The organism is Symbiopectobacterium sp. Eva_TO (genome assembly GCF_053848865.1).
Genome location: NZ_JBSPEY010000001.1, coordinates 62909 through 78993 on the forward strand (window position 1 = coordinate 62909; position 16085 = coordinate 78993).

24 protein-coding genes and 1 tRNA gene are annotated in these 16085 nt (G+C 43.1%); 7 read left to right on the forward strand and 18 right to left on the reverse strand.

Annotated elements, in window-relative coordinates; translation table 11 throughout:
* Nucleotides 1–475 precede the first annotated feature (475 nt).
* Nucleotides 476–724: an Arc family DNA-binding protein gene (locus ACWWJF_RS00430; protein ID WP_455868364.1), complete on the reverse strand. Its 249-nt coding sequence runs from the start codon at nucleotides 722–724 to the stop codon at nucleotides 476–478.
* Between the two features lie 101 nt (nucleotides 725–825).
* Here ACWWJF_RS00430 and ACWWJF_RS00435 point away from each other — a divergent pair, with 101 nt between their 5' ends.
* The 3 genes from ACWWJF_RS00435 to ACWWJF_RS00445 all read left to right on the forward strand — a co-directional run bounded on the left by ACWWJF_RS00435 (nucleotide 826) and on the right by ACWWJF_RS00445 (nucleotide 4158).
* Nucleotides 826–972, forward strand: a complete 147-nt coding sequence (locus ACWWJF_RS00435; protein ID WP_455868365.1) for an Arc family DNA-binding protein — start codon at nucleotides 826–828, stop codon at nucleotides 970–972.
* 68 nt (nucleotides 973–1040) lie between these two features.
* Nucleotides 1041–2033, forward strand: a complete 993-nt coding sequence (locus ACWWJF_RS00440) for a phage antirepressor N-terminal domain-containing protein (RefSeq protein ID WP_455868366.1) — start codon at nucleotides 1041–1043, stop codon at nucleotides 2031–2033.
* Between the two features lie 97 nt (nucleotides 2034–2130).
* A complete protein-coding gene (locus ACWWJF_RS00445; RefSeq protein ID WP_455868367.1) occupies nucleotides 2131–4158 on the forward strand; it encodes a right-handed parallel beta-helix repeat-containing protein in 2028 nt (675 codons plus the stop codon).
* A 94-nt stretch (nucleotides 4159–4252) separates the two neighbouring features.
* Here the strand turns inward: ACWWJF_RS00445 and ACWWJF_RS00450 are convergent, their stop codons facing one another.
* The 8 genes from ACWWJF_RS00450 to ACWWJF_RS00485 form a co-directional block, all read right to left on the reverse strand.
* Entirely contained in the window at nucleotides 4253–5359 is a 1107-nt protein-coding gene (locus ACWWJF_RS00450; protein ID WP_455868368.1) for an O-antigen polymerase, read from the reverse strand.
* A gap of 108 nt (nucleotides 5360–5467) precedes the next feature.
* Entirely contained in the window at nucleotides 5468–6481 is a 1014-nt protein-coding gene (locus tag ACWWJF_RS00455) for an acyltransferase family protein (RefSeq protein WP_455868369.1), read from the reverse strand.
* A gap of 656 nt (nucleotides 6482–7137) precedes the next feature.
* A complete protein-coding gene (locus ACWWJF_RS00460; RefSeq protein WP_455868312.1) occupies nucleotides 7138–8172 on the reverse strand; it encodes a tyrosine-type recombinase/integrase in 1035 nt (344 codons plus the stop codon).
* Complete coding sequence (locus tag ACWWJF_RS00465; RefSeq protein ID WP_455868313.1) at nucleotides 8172–8399, reverse strand: DUF4224 domain-containing protein; 228 nt, start codon at nucleotides 8397–8399, stop codon at nucleotides 8172–8174. The genes ACWWJF_RS00460 and ACWWJF_RS00465 overlap by 1 nt, the downstream gene beginning before the upstream one ends.
* 187 nt (nucleotides 8400–8586) lie before the next feature.
* Nucleotides 8587–8748, reverse strand: a complete 162-nt coding sequence (locus tag ACWWJF_RS00470) for a protease FtsH-inhibitory lysogeny factor CIII (protein ID WP_455868314.1) — start codon at nucleotides 8746–8748, stop codon at nucleotides 8587–8589.
* Nucleotides 8749–8762: 14 nt separating this feature from the next.
* Complete coding sequence (locus ACWWJF_RS00475) at nucleotides 8763–8972, reverse strand: ParE family toxin-like protein (RefSeq protein WP_455868315.1); 210 nt, start codon at nucleotides 8970–8972, stop codon at nucleotides 8763–8765.
* A gap of 9 nt (nucleotides 8973–8981) precedes the next feature.
* Complete coding sequence (locus tag ACWWJF_RS00480) at nucleotides 8982–9767, reverse strand: antA/AntB antirepressor family protein (RefSeq protein WP_455868316.1); 786 nt, start codon at nucleotides 9765–9767, stop codon at nucleotides 8982–8984.
* A gap of 68 nt (nucleotides 9768–9835) precedes the next feature.
* Entirely contained in the window at nucleotides 9836–10435 is a 600-nt protein-coding gene (locus ACWWJF_RS00485; protein WP_455868317.1) for a Rha family transcriptional regulator, read from the reverse strand.
* A 260-nt stretch (nucleotides 10436–10695) separates the two neighbouring features.
* On the opposite strand from ACWWJF_RS00485, the gene ACWWJF_RS00490 reads away from it, so the two are divergent.
* Nucleotides 10696–10842, forward strand: a complete 147-nt coding sequence (locus ACWWJF_RS00490; RefSeq protein ID WP_455868318.1) for a hypothetical protein — start codon at nucleotides 10696–10698, stop codon at nucleotides 10840–10842.
* Nucleotides 10843–10884: 42 nt separating this feature from the next.
* Here ACWWJF_RS00490 and ACWWJF_RS00495 read toward each other — a convergent pair whose 3' ends face one another.
* Entirely contained in the window at nucleotides 10885–11160 is a 276-nt protein-coding gene (locus ACWWJF_RS00495) for a helix-turn-helix transcriptional regulator (protein WP_455868319.1), read from the reverse strand.
* Between the two features lie 228 nt (nucleotides 11161–11388).
* Here ACWWJF_RS00495 and ACWWJF_RS00500 point away from each other — a divergent pair, with 228 nt between their 5' ends.
* Together ACWWJF_RS00500 and ACWWJF_RS00505 are read left to right on the forward strand one after the other, a co-directional pair.
* The gene (locus ACWWJF_RS00500; protein WP_455868320.1) at nucleotides 11389–11742 is read left to right on the forward strand and encodes a hypothetical protein; all 354 of its coding nucleotides are present in this window, start codon (nucleotides 11389–11391) and stop codon (nucleotides 11740–11742) included.
* A 13-nt stretch (nucleotides 11743–11755) separates the two neighbouring features.
* Nucleotides 11756–11831: transfer RNA gene (locus ACWWJF_RS00505), tRNA-Lys, on the forward strand.
* 73 nt (nucleotides 11832–11904) lie between these two features.
* Here the strand turns inward: ACWWJF_RS00505 and ACWWJF_RS00510 are convergent.
* The 8 genes from ACWWJF_RS00510 to ACWWJF_RS00545 all read right to left on the reverse strand — a co-directional run bounded on the left by ACWWJF_RS00510 (nucleotide 11905) and on the right by ACWWJF_RS00545 (nucleotide 15721).
* Entirely contained in the window at nucleotides 11905–12228 is a 324-nt protein-coding gene (locus ACWWJF_RS00510) for a hypothetical protein (protein WP_455868321.1), read from the reverse strand.
* 72 nt (nucleotides 12229–12300) lie between these two features.
* Nucleotides 12301–12714 (reverse strand): single-stranded DNA-binding protein, encoded by a 414-nt coding sequence (locus ACWWJF_RS00515; RefSeq protein WP_455868322.1) that lies wholly within the window; start codon nucleotides 12712–12714, stop codon nucleotides 12301–12303.
* A complete protein-coding gene (locus tag ACWWJF_RS00520) occupies nucleotides 12715–13341 on the reverse strand; it encodes an ERF family protein (protein ID WP_455868323.1) in 627 nt (208 codons plus the stop codon). It abuts the gene before it with no gap.
* 8 nt (nucleotides 13342–13349) lie between these two features.
* Nucleotides 13350–13532, reverse strand: a complete 183-nt coding sequence (locus ACWWJF_RS00525; protein WP_455868324.1) for a hypothetical protein — start codon at nucleotides 13530–13532, stop codon at nucleotides 13350–13352.
* Nucleotides 13529–13720, reverse strand: a complete 192-nt coding sequence (locus ACWWJF_RS00530; protein ID WP_455868325.1) for a hypothetical protein — start codon at nucleotides 13718–13720, stop codon at nucleotides 13529–13531. Before ACWWJF_RS00530 ends, ACWWJF_RS00525 begins: the two co-directional genes overlap by 4 nt.
* 142 nt (nucleotides 13721–13862) lie before the next feature.
* Nucleotides 13863–14099 (reverse strand): hypothetical protein, encoded by a 237-nt coding sequence (locus ACWWJF_RS00535; RefSeq protein ID WP_455868326.1) that lies wholly within the window; start codon nucleotides 14097–14099, stop codon nucleotides 13863–13865.
* Nucleotides 14100–14218: 119 nt separating this feature from the next.
* The gene (locus ACWWJF_RS00540; protein WP_455868327.1) at nucleotides 14219–14719 is read right to left on the reverse strand and encodes a hypothetical protein; all 501 of its coding nucleotides are present in this window, start codon (nucleotides 14717–14719) and stop codon (nucleotides 14219–14221) included.
* Nucleotides 14720–15052: 333 nt separating this feature from the next.
* Entirely contained in the window at nucleotides 15053–15721 is a 669-nt protein-coding gene (locus ACWWJF_RS00545; RefSeq protein ID WP_455868328.1) for a LexA family protein, read from the reverse strand.
* Between the two features lie 89 nt (nucleotides 15722–15810).
* On the opposite strand from ACWWJF_RS00545, the gene ACWWJF_RS00550 reads away from it, so the two are divergent.
* Entirely contained in the window at nucleotides 15811–16059 is a 249-nt protein-coding gene (locus ACWWJF_RS00550; protein ID WP_455868329.1) for a transcriptional regulator, read from the forward strand.
* The last annotated feature ends 26 nt before the right edge of the window (nucleotides 16060–16085 follow it).

A 16085-nucleotide genomic window follows, 5' to 3' on the forward strand; every position in this document is an offset into this window, starting at 1 on the left:
ATATTACTCTGTTCAATTGCTTTCATTGAAGGGTATCGCTACAGAACTGACAACCTTATTTTTGTTCTATGGGCATCTCTTCCAACTGCAGTTTTTTGCCTAGTGGCATTAGTCCTACCTCCAACGTCATTAGGTGGTGATGGTAAATGGTATAAAGAAAACCTAGTATACCTGTGGTTAAAAAGGAAAACCTTGGAAGAAAAGAAGAAAGTGCGTGATTTATCAGAGTTATAGCTACCTGAGTTAACTTTTAATACGCGCTGGACCTGACGCCTAACGAGGTGGGTATGAGGCAGTTTATTTTTATTGCATTGATTTCAGGCGCAGTTCTTTTTTACGATAAATTCATTAGCGATTCAGGCTTCGGTCTGAACGCTGTAGGAATACCCGTCCTTTAGGGCGGGGAGGATGTCAATAACTAGCGCTCTAACGGCTATCTCGATCGCGTCGATTCTTGCGGATAACTTTTCGCTAATTACTTATCCTTCCCATACATAGCTTTGAGGGTTTCGACTTCTTCTTCCAGTTTTATCAGACGTTCGGCAACCGTAGCGAGATCTAGCGCTTTAATGTGGGCGCTTTTGTTCACCCATGCGTCAATAGCGGCAACCATTTCCGCATTAGCGGAGCGTCCGTTAATATCAGCAAGTTCGGTTATCTTGTCCTTTAACTCGTCAGGCAACCGCAGATTGACCTGTGGGTGCCTATAAGCACGCTCAGCCATACTCACTCCTTTTTTAATTTACATAGAGTAAGTGGGGAACTATTGACTATCAATGCATACCTAAATACTATGTATACGTACCACATACAAAAGGAGACAGCATGAGCAAGGTTAAAACACTGCGAATGCCTGAATGGCTGGAAAAGTACATTGAAGAGTGCGCGAAGAAAGATGATCGCTCATTCAGCAATGAAGTGTTGCGTAGGTTAAAGGAATCGGCTGCAAGGGAAGGCGTGAAGTTTTCATAAATGGTGAAGCCCCAACTGCACGAACAGCCAGGGCTTCGGTTTGTCAGAAATCTTTCGGGATAACCAACATGAATAGTATAGCAATCGCTGATCGCACTATCAATGTACCGTTTCACGGTGCCAATCTCTTTATGGTGAGTAATGGTGCTGAACCATTCGTTCCCATGAAGCCGATCGTTGAAGGCATGGGTTTAACTTGGCAATCCCAGCACGAAAAGTTAAAGCAACGCTTTAGCAAAGGTATCACGGAAATCGTGATGCCTTCCGCTGGTGGTAAGCAGGCGATGACTTGCCTTGCTTTCCGTAAGTTCGCCGCTTGGCTTGCGAGTATCCAACCCAACAAAGTAAGGCCTGAGATCCGTGAGCGAGTCATTCAGTATCAGGAAGAATGTGACGATGTTCTTTATGACTACTGGACTAAAGGCGAAGCCGTTAACCCGCGCAAGCTCAAGAAAGCACTTCCCGGTAAAATCACCGCCGACCAGCAAGAGGCTCTCAAGCAACTGGTTCTGACGCGTGGCAAGGCATTACCGAAGGAACGGCAAGCCAAAGCGATGATAACGATGTGGTCAGCGTTAAAAACTCACTTTGGCGTGACGTATAAGGAAATCGATAGTGACCAGTTTACGGAAGCGTTGTCTCTGGCTGCGCGGGTGCCGTTGGATGGTGAGTATTTAGGAAAGCAAGAGGCGTTGCCCGCGCCGAAACTGGAGATAAACTTTCCTCTTCAATGGTGGATAGACAATAATCCAGCCGTTAAATACGGGAATAGTGTGAATATAGTCGAGAGCAAGCAGAATCTGAAAGGTTACACGCCGACTTTGGATGTAACTATGGATATGTTTACTGGTGGTAACGACACGTCACCAGCCATTCAGCTTATCAACATACTGGAAGCGGCAGGATTTAACGTTTCTGCGCCAAAAGCTGAAATTGTAGGAATGCGTAAACATCTGTCTAACGTTGAATATGGGATGCGCTCTATTGCTGATGCCTGCACCAGAGCAAGTAATAAGAAAATCATTTTCCGAGGTGGAAATGCTGATTTCGTAATCGGCTAAACGCCAAGTAACTATCACCAAACCCAACCTGCTTCGGCGGGTTTTTTATTACCTCATGCCTCGCATGTGGGGACTACTCACACCTGGAGAATTGTAAATGCCTTCAACTCCTGAAGATCGCCTGTTTGGGATCACCACTTCCGTTGCAGTAAAACCAGCAGTGGCAATTTCTGCTGACACTAACATTACGCTTTTTGGTGAGCAGACGATCACCACAACTACAACGACCGGAACACACACAGTAACTACTGCTAACGGCATGCGTATTCTCGTTATGGGCCAGGCTAATGCGGTCGATAATGGAATCTGGATTGCTGGACCTGCAACATGGCGCAGGGCAGCAGACTTTGACGGGGCGCGAGATGCTATCAATGGCACCATTGTCTATACCGTCTATGGTGAACAGTGGCTCGTTAAAGGTGGTAAGGACGCTGGTGAGATTCGTATTGGTTACGATGAGTTGTCATTTTATCCTGTAAACATACCAGACCTGACGCTGCGTAGTACATTATCGACAATCGGGAGTGGGGAGGGCGCTGATTTCCTGCCGTTGTTGCAAGGCGGAACGGTACAGGATGCCATCAATTACGTAACTCCAGAAATGTTTGGTGCAGGACCGGATAAAACGCCGACTGTAAACACAGCTGCAATCATTCAGGCCATTAATACAGCCAGCGTAATGAATATTGGCGCTGTTCGTCTTGGCCCTAAACTTCCCATCACCGACACAATCATCAACGTTCCGTCTAACGTTTGTATTTTTGGTGGTGGGCCGAAAACGGGTGTATCTCTTTTAACCGCGCCAACTTCGCCAAAGCATGAGGTTTTCAGTGTTGCAGGCTCTGGCGTAAAATTCAGCGACTTTGCAATTGATATCAACACCAATGGGCTAGGCGCAATTGATAATATTCGAGCCTATGGTGTTTTTTTTAAGAGCACATCATCTAATAATATAGCCGATAAGCTTGTTATTAATGGAAAGCCTACATCTAACCCAATGGGATTTTCTATTGGTATCTATGATGAAGGGAAAAATAACAAAATCATTAATAACAATGTTGAGTACTGCACTGTTGGCATCGCTTCAACTAACGCGGAAAGCTTAGAAATATCCCACAACTATTGCAATAACCACTTTGTTGATTCCATAACATCCCCGTGGACTGCCGTATCTCCTTGCTGGGACGGGATAATCTGCGAAGGGATAAAAAAGGGAACTATCACCTATAACCGCTGTGTCAGGAATGGACAGTCAGGGATTTATATCGGCGGCAATGGGCATTTATCAAGCGATGTACTCATTCATGGCAATATTGTTGAGGAAAACTTTAACCGTGGCATTGATTGTGGCGTGTCTGGTGGAATTAGTGCCGCTAACGCGGTCAAAGACATCATCATTACAGGAAATACCTTTATCAATAATTGCCAGCCGCAAATATGGCTTTTTGATGTAACTAAAGCGAAGGTTCTAGGTAATACCGTAAAAATGACTGCTGATTACGATACTGTTTTTGCCGGGTTTTATGGTGACTCGCGCGCGGGGATTAGCGTTGGCGGTACAGGAGTGACAGGAATTTATGTTGATGACAACACCGCCAGTGTCACAACAACCGCGTTGTATGCTGTGGTTATGAATGGCAAGGGATGCTACTACGGGTATAACGATGTTTCCGGCCAAATATCTTACATTTGGGGATTTGACCATGACAGGCTGATAGAAAACATTGTTGATAACTATGATGGTGTGTTTACTCCTGCAATCACTGAAGGTGCTGGGGTATCTATCTCTTCCGGCACAGGTAAATATAGAATCGCTGGTAAGAAATTAATTTTCCAAATCGACCTAACCTTATCCTCATCTTCTTCTAGCGGAAGCTTGAGTATCGGCTATATCCCTGGCATGTCTGGACTGACCGCTGACGATATTCAAACATCCAACATAAACGTGGCGACGTACAACGGATGGACAGGGTTAACTGGTGTATTGAGAGCATATCAAAACTCAAACGTTACTGATCAGATTGTTGTTTACCAGCAAGTGGGGGGAAATAGGGTTTTTGACGCAGCTACGCATGTGTCAAATGGAGCGACAATAAGTATTGTTGGGGAAATAACAGTGGTGTAATCATTTTATTTTAAGTGGTAATTTTGTTACCACAAGAAGTGTAAATTACTTATATTAACATATCTTGTGGTAACTTCCATGAAGTGAGTGTAAATTACTTCTTCGGCAGGACCTTATACATCAAATAAAACAAAAACATAAGTAAAAACTGTAATGATATATATTTTATTCCATATGTGACATCTTTCCGGATTGTAACAAGTACTAGTGATACTATAGGGAAGTAAAAACATATCATCCCTTTCTCTTTAGCTATTTTGTAAAAGTATGAGAGAAGAGTCCCTATTATTATCCCGTCTAAAATAACTCCAGCATACCCTAAGGAGTGAACTCCATGAGAAAAAATGAAAGCCCCTCCTTTATCATCATATAACTTTGGCTCTGCTGCGTTTAATCCTAGCGCCTCAGTTTTATTTAGCTCGAAGAGTGAGAAAATAAAACTTGGTATTACAAAAAGAATTGGCTGAAATAGACTACCTAATCCACTATACTCAAAACCATCAAACAGGTGAGTTCTAATCTCATTAGCAAGAGTTGCTATTGTGAAATGTGTTTCGTATAGAATAGCATAACCCATAGCATAAAGTATATTTCCTCCTGATGTAGACGTGCTCTCTCTTAAATACAAGCCAATTCCAGCAGCCAATGATACGACAAAAGCTACCATTAATGACTTCATTATACTTTTAAAACTAATCCCTTTCACCATTAGCTTATGAGCAAACATGCAAACCAGTAGTAAAAGCAAAGGCTCCCTTCTTCCTTGGAAAAAAATTGAAGATAAAATTATTAAGCAAATTGTAATTATTAAATATTTTTTTACCCTACTTCCGTTACCTGATAAAGATGACAATATAGAAAATATTGATAACAAACCAGATGTTGAAATTAAAACGTCCTTCAATTCATTATCACTTAAATCTATTATTGCCGAATAAGGGGTGTTTAAAAAATCAACATACCCACCATAAAAACTGACTCCCCAAGAAAACATAACAACTGACGTTATCATGTATAGTATTGATGAGAAGTGCTGAAAGTATGGCTTTGATATTGTTTTCAGTTTTGGTGGCTTTCTGCGCGAGTTTATGTAATAGCCTGCGGCTACTGAAATGTATCCAATGAAAAAAACAAACATTAGATTTTCAGGAACTCCGCTTATGCTCATGGACCCAAGAGGGGTCATCTCTGGATATGCCATATATAACATACCAAAAAACACATAAAAAAATGATAGAATTGAGAATAATAAAAACGCCATTATTTTTCACCATTTGTCAACGAGTTATTGCTATTGCTATTGCTTTTATTACTTGAAAATAAGAGGATTGGCTTTACTCATTTCATTAAATAAATTTATCACTTTTCTCTCTACAGTTTTGTGTACAAAAATACTTACTAACAAAGAAGATAAAAAAGCAAATATAACAAATAGTGCACATGAGCCAACCCCAAGCATCATGAATATTTTTGAAGATAGGCCTATTACAAAAAGATGTGTCAAATAAAGCGAGTAGGATGCATCACCAATGGACTTCATAGCGATTATTATTTTTCTGTTTTTTATCTCATTAATTTTATCTTCCATAATTATAAAAGACATAAAAATAAAAGACATTGGAATTGCTAGTTCAATAACTCTATTGGTGAATAAACCTGTGATTGCATTTTCCCTAATCAAAAGAAATAAAAAACCTAATATCATAAAAATGCACGAGATAATAACCTTATGATTTTTATTAATATTTGGAAGTGCGTATCTATATATATAATAACATAGTATTCCTAAGCAAAATTCAATTAAAATTGGAGAAAATAAAATGCTATTTACAGAATGTCCATATATAACAATAATTGATATGGCTGACGCTACAAATAGTCCCTTTATTTCTGCTTTAATAAAAAGAAATGATGCAAATACTATGTAGAAAAACATCTCATAGCTAAGGGTCCATCCTACTGATAGCAAGAAGGATTTATTTTCAGCAGGCACTAATAGGTATGAATTAATTATTGATATGCCGTCTTGGTTTCCTTTTATCATTGACGGATTAATCAAATAGATTACCAGAGCGGCAGTTGTTATTATATAATAAAAAGGGATTAACCTATTAAATCTCTTTATCATGAATATTTTAAAGTTAGTTTCTCTAGATGAGATTAGCATCATGATGAATCCAGAGATAATAAAGAATAGATCTACGCCAGAGTGGCCTAGATTAAACACATTTTCTGACATGCCTAACGACTGCGCTTTCAATGTTGTATGCACAATCACAACAAGCATCGCCGCTATGGCTCTTAGTACCTGCACGCTGATCATATTGCTTCCATTTTGTGCTGATTATCGCTGGATTGTAGTTCATCAATCATCTCCAGTCATTCCTTCACTGGAAGCCTTGTGCCGTCTCGCGTCTACTATGCTTGGTTGTTGCGTGTTGTGGTGTGAGGATGTTGTCATCGGCGCAGTATACCTTACTCAGGTTACGGTATGCCATCGAAATCCCCGGCCCTTTAACGAGCCGGGGCGTTTGTCAGTGTCTCTGCGCGAACAGCTCTGGTTCGGACTTGTGCCAGCGGGTCAGCGTATCGGTGAGCCTGAAGGCTTTATTCTGGCTGGCTTAGCATGGGTTTCGCAACATCACACTATGGACCTGGCGGAGATGTCGCTTCACGGCCACTAACTTAACGTATTTAGAGGTTTTTTGTTGAAAAACTTTCGTAAAATCCCCATGTACATTAAAGTAACCTTTTGATATTTATAGGAAAAAAACTCCATTTATATTACGAAAAATCTCGTTAACTTATTGATACTTAAGCTTTACAAGCGCGATTTAAAATCCCTCGGCGTACGCGCTGTGCGGGTTCAAGTCCCGCCCCGGGCACCACGAATAAAAACTATAATAATCAGTATTTTGTTTCCTATTGATCGCCGCTGTTAAGGCGGTTTTTTTATGCACAGAAATGTCTTTCGTAATATCATTTCGTAATATTTTTGCTGTCTTGCTGGGCACCCACTACTGGAACAATCCGGATTTTCCTGTCATATCGTGCCGTTTGATCCACATTTTTATGCCCGGATATAGACTGCTTTTCGTACAGGCCCCCGTCTAAATCAGAGACTCCTTTCGCTTTTAGATCGTGAAATGTAAAGTCTAAATCAAGCTCAGGGAACTGCTTTTTGGCTTCTTGTTTTGTTTTCAACCATCGTGTATTGAAGCCATCCCGAGTATATCGTGTACCTGATGGTTGATGTAGTACGTATATGCTGCTCATACCTTCGTTTAAGGGTAGAGCTTTGGACATCGCTATGGCTTGTTCAAGTCTTGGGGACCATGCTTTGATTTGCGCTACTCCTGTTTTACTTTGCTGAATTAATATTCCTTCGCGGATTAACTGGCTGTTCTTTAATGAAAGGATATCAGCTTGGCGAGCGCAACAAAGATATGCTAATTCCATGGCGACTTTCACTAAAGTAGGCGCCATCTTATAGACGGCTTCATATTCAGCATGGGTTATATATCGTGTACGCGCGGATTCTTTAAACTGACGTACTCCCTTGCATGGATTTCCTTTTACCATACCTCGCTCATAGGCGAATCTAAAAACTCTCGATATAAAGGCTTTTTCTCGATTAGCTTGAGTCCGACTTTTCAGGCCTCGCTTATCCATATACCGTCTAATATGTTCCGGTTTGATATGGTCCGGGTTTAACTTTCCAAAGACAGCAACAACTTTTTGAGCATATTTTCGATAATCCTTCTGTGTTTCGGAAGCTAATTCAGTAAAGTCACCTGATGTAAAAAATCTTTCCACAAGCCCTTCGAATATGGATGAATCGCTACAATTATTATTAAATGCTTCATATGCTGACCAAACTTGGGCTGGAGTAGCATTAAAACCGCAGAGTCTAACAGTTCCCCCTGATCTAGGTCTGAACTCAAATGCAGATTTACCTCGACTAACACGCGGCGGTAGCCAGTTATCAGCAATGTTCTTCCTTTTTCGCCCCATCAGTCTAACGCTCCATAGTTCGGTTCAACATATTTAGATTCTTCAGCTACGGTTCTTTGAGTATAAGGAGAGTTAAAATGTGCCCAAGTTGTGCGGGGCCTCCCATCTCTACGAGTTATGAAGAAAATCCCCGCAGCTTGCAAAATTTCACATTGCTTCGATGGTATTTTGTACCCTGTTATTTTTTCAAGTTCATCGTCGGTAATAATGTCGTTTTCACTTTTCATGGCATTATTTCAAACCTCGCTTCTTCATGGCTTCAAGCAGGATGTCCTGCATTTCGCGTTTTGAATCGCGCCGCTGCGCCATTTGTCATGGTGGCAGGGGGGATTTGTGAATCTCAGAAACGGTACAGTGAAGGTTGCACACAGGGTATGCAGTGATGAAGGTGATTTCAGGCTGTAACAGCCTTGGTTAAAGTACTGATGCTGGTCGTATACGTTTGCCTTGCTGCCCGAGGATATCGATAAACTTTCGGTATCCGTTTCTCAGCCATTGAACCCATTTATCCAGTTGGGTTTCTTCCGGGTGATAGCTCCCCATGAGGGCAGCATGACCCGCGAATGCATAATTCATGGGGGCTCCTATTTTTAGATTGCTATTTGGGTGTCGTATTTGGCGTGGCTCATAGTCTTCCAGCTCTGGCCGTTATCTTTGGATAACATGCGCCAGTAGAGGGAGAGTCGTATTGATAAATAACCGGTTCGTTGGATGCGTCTTGCATGGATAAGTCCTTCACGGTATAAGCGCTTAAATAACTTCTCACGCTCTCTTATCCTGTTAGGTATTTTAGGTTTCATTATTTTTCCTTATGCCACCTGAAGATATTTATCGTGGGTAAATTCACCGTTCCAGTCTTTCTTCATCGGAAGTTCGCCTTTCAGATAGTGGCGATACAGCCATTTAGCGCCTTCTTTTAAAATAATGACTTCATAAAATTGCTTCTTGCCCTTTTCGGTGTTAACGGTGACCGTTTTTTCGGTGAAATATTTATAGCGCGCATAAGCCTTTACACGCCACTCATAAGGTTTGTTTTCCTCTTTCTGTCCGTCGTAGAGGAAATTACGCTCTGCCAGAAACAGATTTACCCCCATCACATTCACCCCGTTAAGTTGCTTGCAGAACTGGACGGGCGTCATGCCGACCTGAAAGAGGTTTTCCAGGCTGTCCACGGTTTGCTTAAGCGCTTCCACCTGTTCGGTATAGTTCAGCAGCATTCCGCGTAACCATGACGGGTCATTGAGTTGCGGTAGGGCAACAGCAGCCTTGGCTTGTTTCTCGCACTGGATGAAGTACTGGCGCGCCTCTTTGCCTTTCTCGTTGCGCTCAACCATCGAAAGCTCTTTCGCCATGTCGATGCTGATGGCGTATTCCATGGAAGGGCGGCCACCTTTGGGGTTTTCCCCAATTTCGGGGAAAACTAAATAGTCGATATTTTCAACAAATCCGTACTGCTTGATGCGGTCTTTAATCCAGGTGGTGAAATCCTTGCCGACCTTAAGGAACTCGTGCAGGTCACGGGCGTTCACTGTCTGGACGGTTTCGCCATTGATGCTATTAGTTTCGATGGCAATCAGTTGGTGTTCTTTAGACATGATCAATCTCCTCACAAGTGAATGTGATTAATGAAACCCCGGCACGATACCGGGGCGGGATTACTGGGTTAGTGAAGTCTTGGAGTCTGTCCGGGCTGTAGCCGCGATTTTAATTGGCTAATCAGTGGTGCAAGGCAAAAGGAAACATCTCTTAGATGCTCGCTAACGAATCCTGCTTTGGGATAGCTTAATTGAAGTAAGGCGCTTTCCAGTTCTGAAAACCAGATTTTCTTGATGGTATTAAGATGGAAGGCTACGCATTCGGCATAATGTGCGTCGATCTCTTCTTGTGTGACAGTGCTTGGTTGCTTTGTTTGGCGTTGGCCATGAAGCCGCTCTTCCATGCGGTTAAACTCCGCAATGTAAGCTTCCTTGAACGCTGCTGCCTTTTTTCCCGTAAAGCCCATGACTAGGAAGACAAAGCCGTCTTTTGTCATTTCAAACATCGGGCGTTTTTCGCCTTTTGCATCGACGTAATCAACGAGCACAAAATTGTGCTGGTTAAAAATCGCTGAACAATCAAGGTTTTTGATTTTATCTAAAACCCTTTCGTGACGCTTGCCAAAGTAATCAGCAACGTCTCTAGACGTGGTTAGAGCTTTACCATTGTTGATAAATACGCGAGGTTCTTCAATGTGCAAGTTTTCTGCTAATGCTGGAAGGGCCATGATAGCCTCCGATGGTTGTATTTGAACTACTCACCACCAAGAGACGCTAACCTCTGATTGGTGGTGAACTGAATGGAGTTAGCGTTACCGGATACAACCAACCGGCCAGCCTTTCGGCTGCCCCATCCAGTCCACCATAGAGATGTAGCTGGATTGCGACGTAAAAAAACACGCTCGCGGCGTGTCATGTTGTCGCGGTTGTATCTGTCGGAACGCTAATCCCGGCACCTGAATTTGCAGGTGCAGGTTGACTATAGCGCATGATTTCTTCTTCCGTCAATGGATATTTTGGAAACAAAAAGCCAGCTCTAGTGGCTGGCGTAGATTTCCCTGGTGTTGGGCTAAAAAGTTCAAAAATTTTTGATTTGCAGTATGATGTCTTTATTTTTAATGAGTATCCCGAATAAAAGAAAGCGATTGTACCCTACAAAATGTAGGGTGTTTTGTGCTTATTCTTTGTTTGTCAAAGTACATTGGCACAATGTAAACAAAACCAAACGTATATGAATCGTCGAAACAAGATGACTTAAAGAATAAAATTCAAGTTTATTTTTTATTTCTTGCAATGTATCTCTTACCGCTGGATAGGAAACATTACGTGCCCAGGCAATCTCTTTTTTGGTCATTCCCAGAGCAAATAACATTGCGGTTTCAAATTGTGCTGGCGTTAATTCAGGAAAAATATGATTTAACTGCGCGAATTTTTTTGAATCGAATATTCTCATTTCTTCGCCCTAGTATCTTGAGAGATGAAACGTGACATTAACGATTGTGCTTCACAAATGGGCACAAGAAAGCTAGACTTTTTCATTAGCCTTATCCCTATTTATTAGGAGTAGGTTTAGGGTTAGCTGGCTGTTGGGATATCAAGATCCCTTCAGTCAGTGACGATTTCTCACTGAGTTCACAATGAAAATGGTTGTGTTATACTTCCCAAAAAGGAGAATAACATTATGGGTCAGGTTGCATTTGATACATTACAAGCATCAGAAGAGCTTGAAACTGCTGGCATCTCTAGAGAACAGGCTAGGGCGATTTCGCTCGTCGTACGCAAGTCTCATGAGGTGGCAGATGTGGCCACCAAACGTGACCTCGAAGACGTGCGGAAAGAGGTGATTGCCCGCTTCGAGAAAACTGAAGCGCAGATAGCCGATGTCCGTAAGGATATGCAATTAGTCCGCAAGGATTTACAGCTTGAAATGGCTGGTATTCGCGCTGAGCAGAAGTTAATGCGCTGGATGCTGAGCGCTGGAATTTTGGGTATTCTCTCTCTGGTTGTGAAAGCTTTTCTCGTTACAGCCCTTTAATTAATTTGTCTCAGGGTTGTTAGCTCAGTTGGTAGAGCAGTGGACTCTTAATCCATCGGTCGCAGGTTCGAATCCTGCACAACCCACCATGCTACCCCTTGCGTCAGGGGGAACCCGATTGCATAACCGCCTGTTGACAGGTGGTGACGCCCCTATCCCGGATTAGTCGCTTCTGACAGCACCGTAACGCCCTCTGTAATCTTTAAAGCGTTCGTCTTTAGATGGGTCAATTTCTACTTTGGCATAAACTCTATTGACTTCCGCTGCGATCCGCTTCTCTTCGGCTAATATCACGCGATTTTCCCATGCCACCCGTTTTTCTTCCCAGTTAATTAACCGTGGGTGATGCAATCCTTTTTCTCCAGCGTCTACAGCTTCCATTGCTCCCCTGACTATAGGAATAGTCTTTAGGTAGCGTTCCTTTCCCGACGCATCCAGTCGGTTGTAATATTGTCTTTCGTCAGGCGTTAATTCTTCATAGGTCATAACGTCACCTGAAATTCAGGCAGCACAACGCCGTCCCTATGGCTGTCGTGCTGCGGTGAGATTGGGGTTAAATCAGAAGGGGATAGAGTCTTCGTCGTCGAAATTCATTGGCGGCTCTTGTTGTGGGGCATTGCGTTGCCGATTGCTACCGTTATTCTGTGCATCCTGCTTCTGTCCTGATGAGCCAAAATCAATATCGTTGACGATAATCACAGGTGCCGTGCGCTTATTCCCTTGCTGGTCTTTCCATTCGTCCAGAACAAACTCTCCAGTTACCGTAACCTTTGTTCCTTTAGTCAGGTACTGAGGAAGCTTTTCAGCCTTGGGTCCAAACAAGCGGCATTGCACCCACGATGTTTTCTCATGCTCTCCATAGCCTTGCTTCACGGGTAGCGAGAATGACGCGATACACTTTCCGTTTGGCGTCCATCGCTGTTCGGCATCCTTGCCGATATTCCCTGATGCTACGATGAGGTTAATTGCCATTTATGCCGCCTGTTTTAGTTCAGTTTGACGAAGCCGGTAAACCTTCACGCATTCATCCTGATGCTGTTTACTGGCGCTTAAAGCGTTCCATGCTGGCTTATAGATGCCGTTGAGTTCTGCCATCGTCTGGCAATCGCCAGCCTGCGCTGTGAAGTCTTTCAGTATTTCATCAGGGCTTCGTGGTGCAACGTTGTGACACTCAGCATCAGGGTCGATTGCGGTTTCTTCCGTTGGAATGCAGAACGCCTGAAACGCGGCGTATTTGTAGGCTATTGACATGGCTTTGTTAGTGGCTTTGTCGCTGGTATCCATTGCCTCACCATAGGTAACCACAGTGTGAATGCTGCCGTCTTCGGTGCTGACAAAATCAAACTCAGCGCGAACAGTGATGTAAAACAATGCACCGCCGTTTTTACTGGTTCGCTCACATGAAGTGCGTTCTGTGCAGCGCGGCAGGATAAGCAATTTATTCCTTACCAGGGCCGGAGCCAGTGCGTTATACACATCATCAATCCCCCGAAATGCGTATGTCACCTGGCTTCCCTGTTTTTTTTCTTTGCTAATGCCTCGTTCAGCTAATTCAGCAGCGACTGCGCTGATGGCGGCATATACCTTTTTTGTCTCCATTTATCACCTCAGAATGGCATGTCTTTATCGAGGAAATAGCGCTCGTTAAGTCGCTCCCAGTGAGCAAACTCAAGCGCAGACCTTTTGTATTTACGGTTGCCCGCCTTGCGCCAGTAGAGCGCTTCAGTGAGATAATTCAATCTGGCTAATCGGCTTAACTCTGGCGTCTTTTGAGTGCCGCTGTAAATCATCTGAACACCTCCGGATTTCCTTTCTGATTAACCGTTGCAATAAGCTGTTCGAATAACCGTTGCAGCCAGCTTTTGTTTTTGAAGCTCTGGCCCGTGACGATATTTGAGCGGTGATGTTCGATTGACCGAATCGGGTCAAATTTAATTTCAGGACGCACGATGGGTGCGCCCGCGATAGCAAGTTCCATCGTGGCTTTCCTTGATTTTGACTGATGTATTAATGATGCCGAGGAATATCGGCGCGGGTATAAAGAGGCAGTTCAGTGTTATCTATTATTAGTGTGATGCTGATTACAGCGATAAGCGGATGATGGGAATGCTGAAAGTGTTTCAGTCAGACACTGGCGTTAATTTTTTCACCTGCTTTTTGAGCCACTTATTTTCCTCCACCAGAAATGCGATGGTTGATTTGTATATTCTTGTCTCATGGTCGTCACATGGGTGAGTATTTATGCTCATCAAATAACGTGAATCATTAATATTATTGCTGCCGTTGGTGACAGCGACCATGTCACCGAAATCAGGGTGATTGAAGGTCGTGATATGAGGTTTATTAAGTTGCATCATTCAATCCTCCGTTAGCTATCAAAATATTTTCGTTTCCATTTAATAATTTCCGGGTATTGTCCGTTAGCTGTGTTTGAAATAACGCCATATTTTCCAAGCAGCACGACCCAGCTTCAAATTCAATGAACGAGCCGCGATGTATACGTCTGTCTTGCTCTGGCGGTAATGCCATACTCCGTTTTCGGTTTGCTGTACCAGATGCGATGGTTAAGACGTCTGGTAATATCGTACTTTTCAGCGAAACGGTTAATTTGCTCTCTGAACTTGTCCAGTAAGCCGAAATTAATCCGTGGTGCACGTTTGCGCTTGAAGGCCAATTCGATTCGGGTAAGCGCCTTGCGTTTTTCTGGCTTCAGCCCCAATGCCCTATCGATACGGGATGACACCAGTTCACGGCGGATGGCTTCTGCCTTGCGTCTGGCATGACGTCGAATAGCGGCGTTGGTTTTGTTAACAGGATTAACGGATTTACGGTAAATGATAGTAGCCATGCTCCCCTCCAATAGATGGTTTTGGTGGTGTGGTGGCCAGTGCTGATCTCCGGCTTTCAGTAAACGCGGTGCGACCTGCTCAGGCATCCCTGAAGCCCTCATACAGATACGGAGACCGTAGCTGCGCATCTGCCTGCACAATTCACCACACCCCAAAAACATCTGGGTAAAGGTTCGGCACGTTGTCGGTGCCTTCCGTAGAGCGCGAGGCTCGTTTTGAAAGAGCATGTATTTGAAATTTTCCCCAACCGCCGTCATGTTCCTGCGCCTCGGGCTGGCTACTTACGCTCAGGCAATCGGCGGGTAACTCGAGGTCTTGCCTGCCGGGGTATTGCCGTTGCGGGTTGGTGGTCCACCGTCTGGCGTCCGATTGTGGGTCTTCGAGGAATATAATGTATCTGTAAGGTACATTTGTCAAGCATAAAAAAACCCGCACTTGCGGGCTTTTATCAAGAACCTTTCTTATTTAAGATAACGTCTTGCTTTTCCAGAAAAAATCACAGTACCTATTATTGAGCAACAACCATTTACTTGTATGTACTGCTCTGGCCAGTTTTTATTTAGTGCCTTCAAATATTTTTTGCCACTATCTTCAATAAGTCTCTTAAATGTAGCTTCACCCGAGTCAAGCAATAAAGCTATTACATCATCACCATGAATGGCTTCAACTTCTGGATCAACAAAAATCATATCGCCTGGCGAGTATTCTTCTATCATCGAGTCACCGACAACTCTTAAAATGTACGTCATTTCACTACAAGGAACAGGACATGGATACTGTTGCAAAAAGTTATCATCCTCTTCGGTATCTTGAATAGAACTCCACGATCCCGCTTGTACCCACGAGATGAGAGGAACCATTCGTATTGCAAGATTGGTTTCAGAGATATTATTAACAGCAACATGAGCGCTTACCTGATGTTCGCTGTCTAGCCAGCCCACACCTAAAGAGAAACATTTTTCAATATGACGAGCTAAGTCATCACCTATTTTTTTTGTCGGATTTTTCCCGATGATACGACTAACTTGAGTTGATTCACGGTCAATAAAAGTAGCGAAGGAATTATTTCCCCCAACACTATCACGAAGCTTTCTGGCGTTATCTCGCCTGATTTCATCATTAGTTTTCATATTGCCAATACTCTATCGACATGTATCAATCAGGTACAAGTATCTTGCGTGTTCATTTTTATTCTGTATAATGTATCTAGGAGGTACCAATGAAAGAATTTTGGGATAAGTTAACAATCGCAGAGCAACATAAGCTTGCTCATAAAGTTGGCAGTAGCCGTGGATACTTACGACTAATATTTAATGGTTACAAAAAAGTGGGTTTTTCTCTTGCCAGAAGTTTGGAAGAGGCAACCGATGGTGCTGTAACCAAAGCTCAATTACGTCCTGATATTTATGAAAACCCAGTGGGGGCACCACAGAAAGCTAAATATTATCAATATTTATCTGCTTCATAAGCAGTACCGCTCTTTACAACGGACAC

What these genes read in the sequence shown, in the direction of transcription:
- ACWWJF_RS00430 (WP_455868364.1), bottom strand. Translation starts at nt 724, where the DNA reads ATGGCTGAGCGTGCTTATAGGCACCCACAGGTCAATCTGCGGTTGCCT.
- ACWWJF_RS00435 (WP_455868365.1), top strand. Translation starts at nt 826, where the DNA reads ATGAGCAAGGTTAAAACACTGCGAATGCCTGAATGGCTGGAAAAGTAC.
- ACWWJF_RS00440 (WP_455868366.1), top strand. Translation starts at nt 1,041, where the DNA reads ATGAATAGTATAGCAATCGCTGATCGCACTATCAATGTACCGTTTCAC.
- ACWWJF_RS00445 (WP_455868367.1), top strand. Translation starts at nt 2,131, where the DNA reads ATGCCTTCAACTCCTGAAGATCGCCTGTTTGGGATCACCACTTCCGTT.
- ACWWJF_RS00450 (WP_455868368.1), bottom strand. Translation starts at nt 5,359, where the DNA reads ATGGCATATCCAGAGATGACCCCTCTTGGGTCCATGAGCATAAGCGGA.
- ACWWJF_RS00455 (WP_455868369.1), bottom strand. Translation starts at nt 6,481, where the DNA reads ATGATCAGCGTGCAGGTACTAAGAGCCATAGCGGCGATGCTTGTTGTG.
- ACWWJF_RS00460 (WP_455868312.1), bottom strand. Translation starts at nt 8,172, where the DNA reads ATGGGGCGAAAAAGGAAGAACATTGCTGATAACTGGCTACCGCCGCGT.
- ACWWJF_RS00465 (WP_455868313.1), bottom strand. Translation starts at nt 8,399, where the DNA reads ATGAAAAGTGAAAACGACATTATTACCGACGATGAACTTGAAAAAATA.
- ACWWJF_RS00470 (WP_455868314.1), bottom strand. Translation starts at nt 8,748, where the DNA reads ATGAATTATGCATTCGCGGGTCATGCTGCCCTCATGGGGAGCTATCAC.
- ACWWJF_RS00475 (WP_455868315.1), bottom strand. Translation starts at nt 8,972, where the DNA reads ATGAAACCTAAAATACCTAACAGGATAAGAGAGCGTGAGAAGTTATTT.
- ACWWJF_RS00480 (WP_455868316.1), bottom strand. Translation starts at nt 9,767, where the DNA reads ATGTCTAAAGAACACCAACTGATTGCCATCGAAACTAATAGCATCAAT.
- ACWWJF_RS00485 (WP_455868317.1), bottom strand. Translation starts at nt 10,435, where the DNA reads ATGGCCCTTCCAGCATTAGCAGAAAACTTGCACATTGAAGAACCTCGC.
- ACWWJF_RS00490 (WP_455868318.1), top strand. Translation starts at nt 10,696, where the DNA reads ATGATTTCTTCTTCCGTCAATGGATATTTTGGAAACAAAAAGCCAGCT.
- ACWWJF_RS00495 (WP_455868319.1), bottom strand. Translation starts at nt 11,160, where the DNA reads ATGAGAATATTCGATTCAAAAAAATTCGCGCAGTTAAATCATATTTTT.
- ACWWJF_RS00500 (WP_455868320.1), top strand. Translation starts at nt 11,389, where the DNA reads ATGGGTCAGGTTGCATTTGATACATTACAAGCATCAGAAGAGCTTGAA.
- ACWWJF_RS00510 (WP_455868321.1), bottom strand. Translation starts at nt 12,228, where the DNA reads ATGACCTATGAAGAATTAACGCCTGACGAAAGACAATATTACAACCGA.
- ACWWJF_RS00515 (WP_455868322.1), bottom strand. Translation starts at nt 12,714, where the DNA reads ATGGCAATTAACCTCATCGTAGCATCAGGGAATATCGGCAAGGATGCC.
- ACWWJF_RS00520 (WP_455868323.1), bottom strand. Translation starts at nt 13,341, where the DNA reads ATGGAGACAAAAAAGGTATATGCCGCCATCAGCGCAGTCGCTGCTGAA.
- ACWWJF_RS00525 (WP_455868324.1), bottom strand. Translation starts at nt 13,532, where the DNA reads ATGATTTACAGCGGCACTCAAAAGACGCCAGAGTTAAGCCGATTAGCC.
- ACWWJF_RS00530 (WP_455868325.1), bottom strand. Translation starts at nt 13,720, where the DNA reads ATGGAACTTGCTATCGCGGGCGCACCCATCGTGCGTCCTGAAATTAAA.
- ACWWJF_RS00535 (WP_455868326.1), bottom strand. Translation starts at nt 14,099, where the DNA reads ATGATGCAACTTAATAAACCTCATATCACGACCTTCAATCACCCTGAT.
- ACWWJF_RS00540 (WP_455868327.1), bottom strand. Translation starts at nt 14,719, where the DNA reads ATGCGCAGCTACGGTCTCCGTATCTGTATGAGGGCTTCAGGGATGCCT.
- ACWWJF_RS00545 (WP_455868328.1), bottom strand. Translation starts at nt 15,721, where the DNA reads ATGAAAACTAATGATGAAATCAGGCGAGATAACGCCAGAAAGCTTCGT.
- ACWWJF_RS00550 (WP_455868329.1), top strand. Translation starts at nt 15,811, where the DNA reads ATGAAAGAATTTTGGGATAAGTTAACAATCGCAGAGCAACATAAGCTT.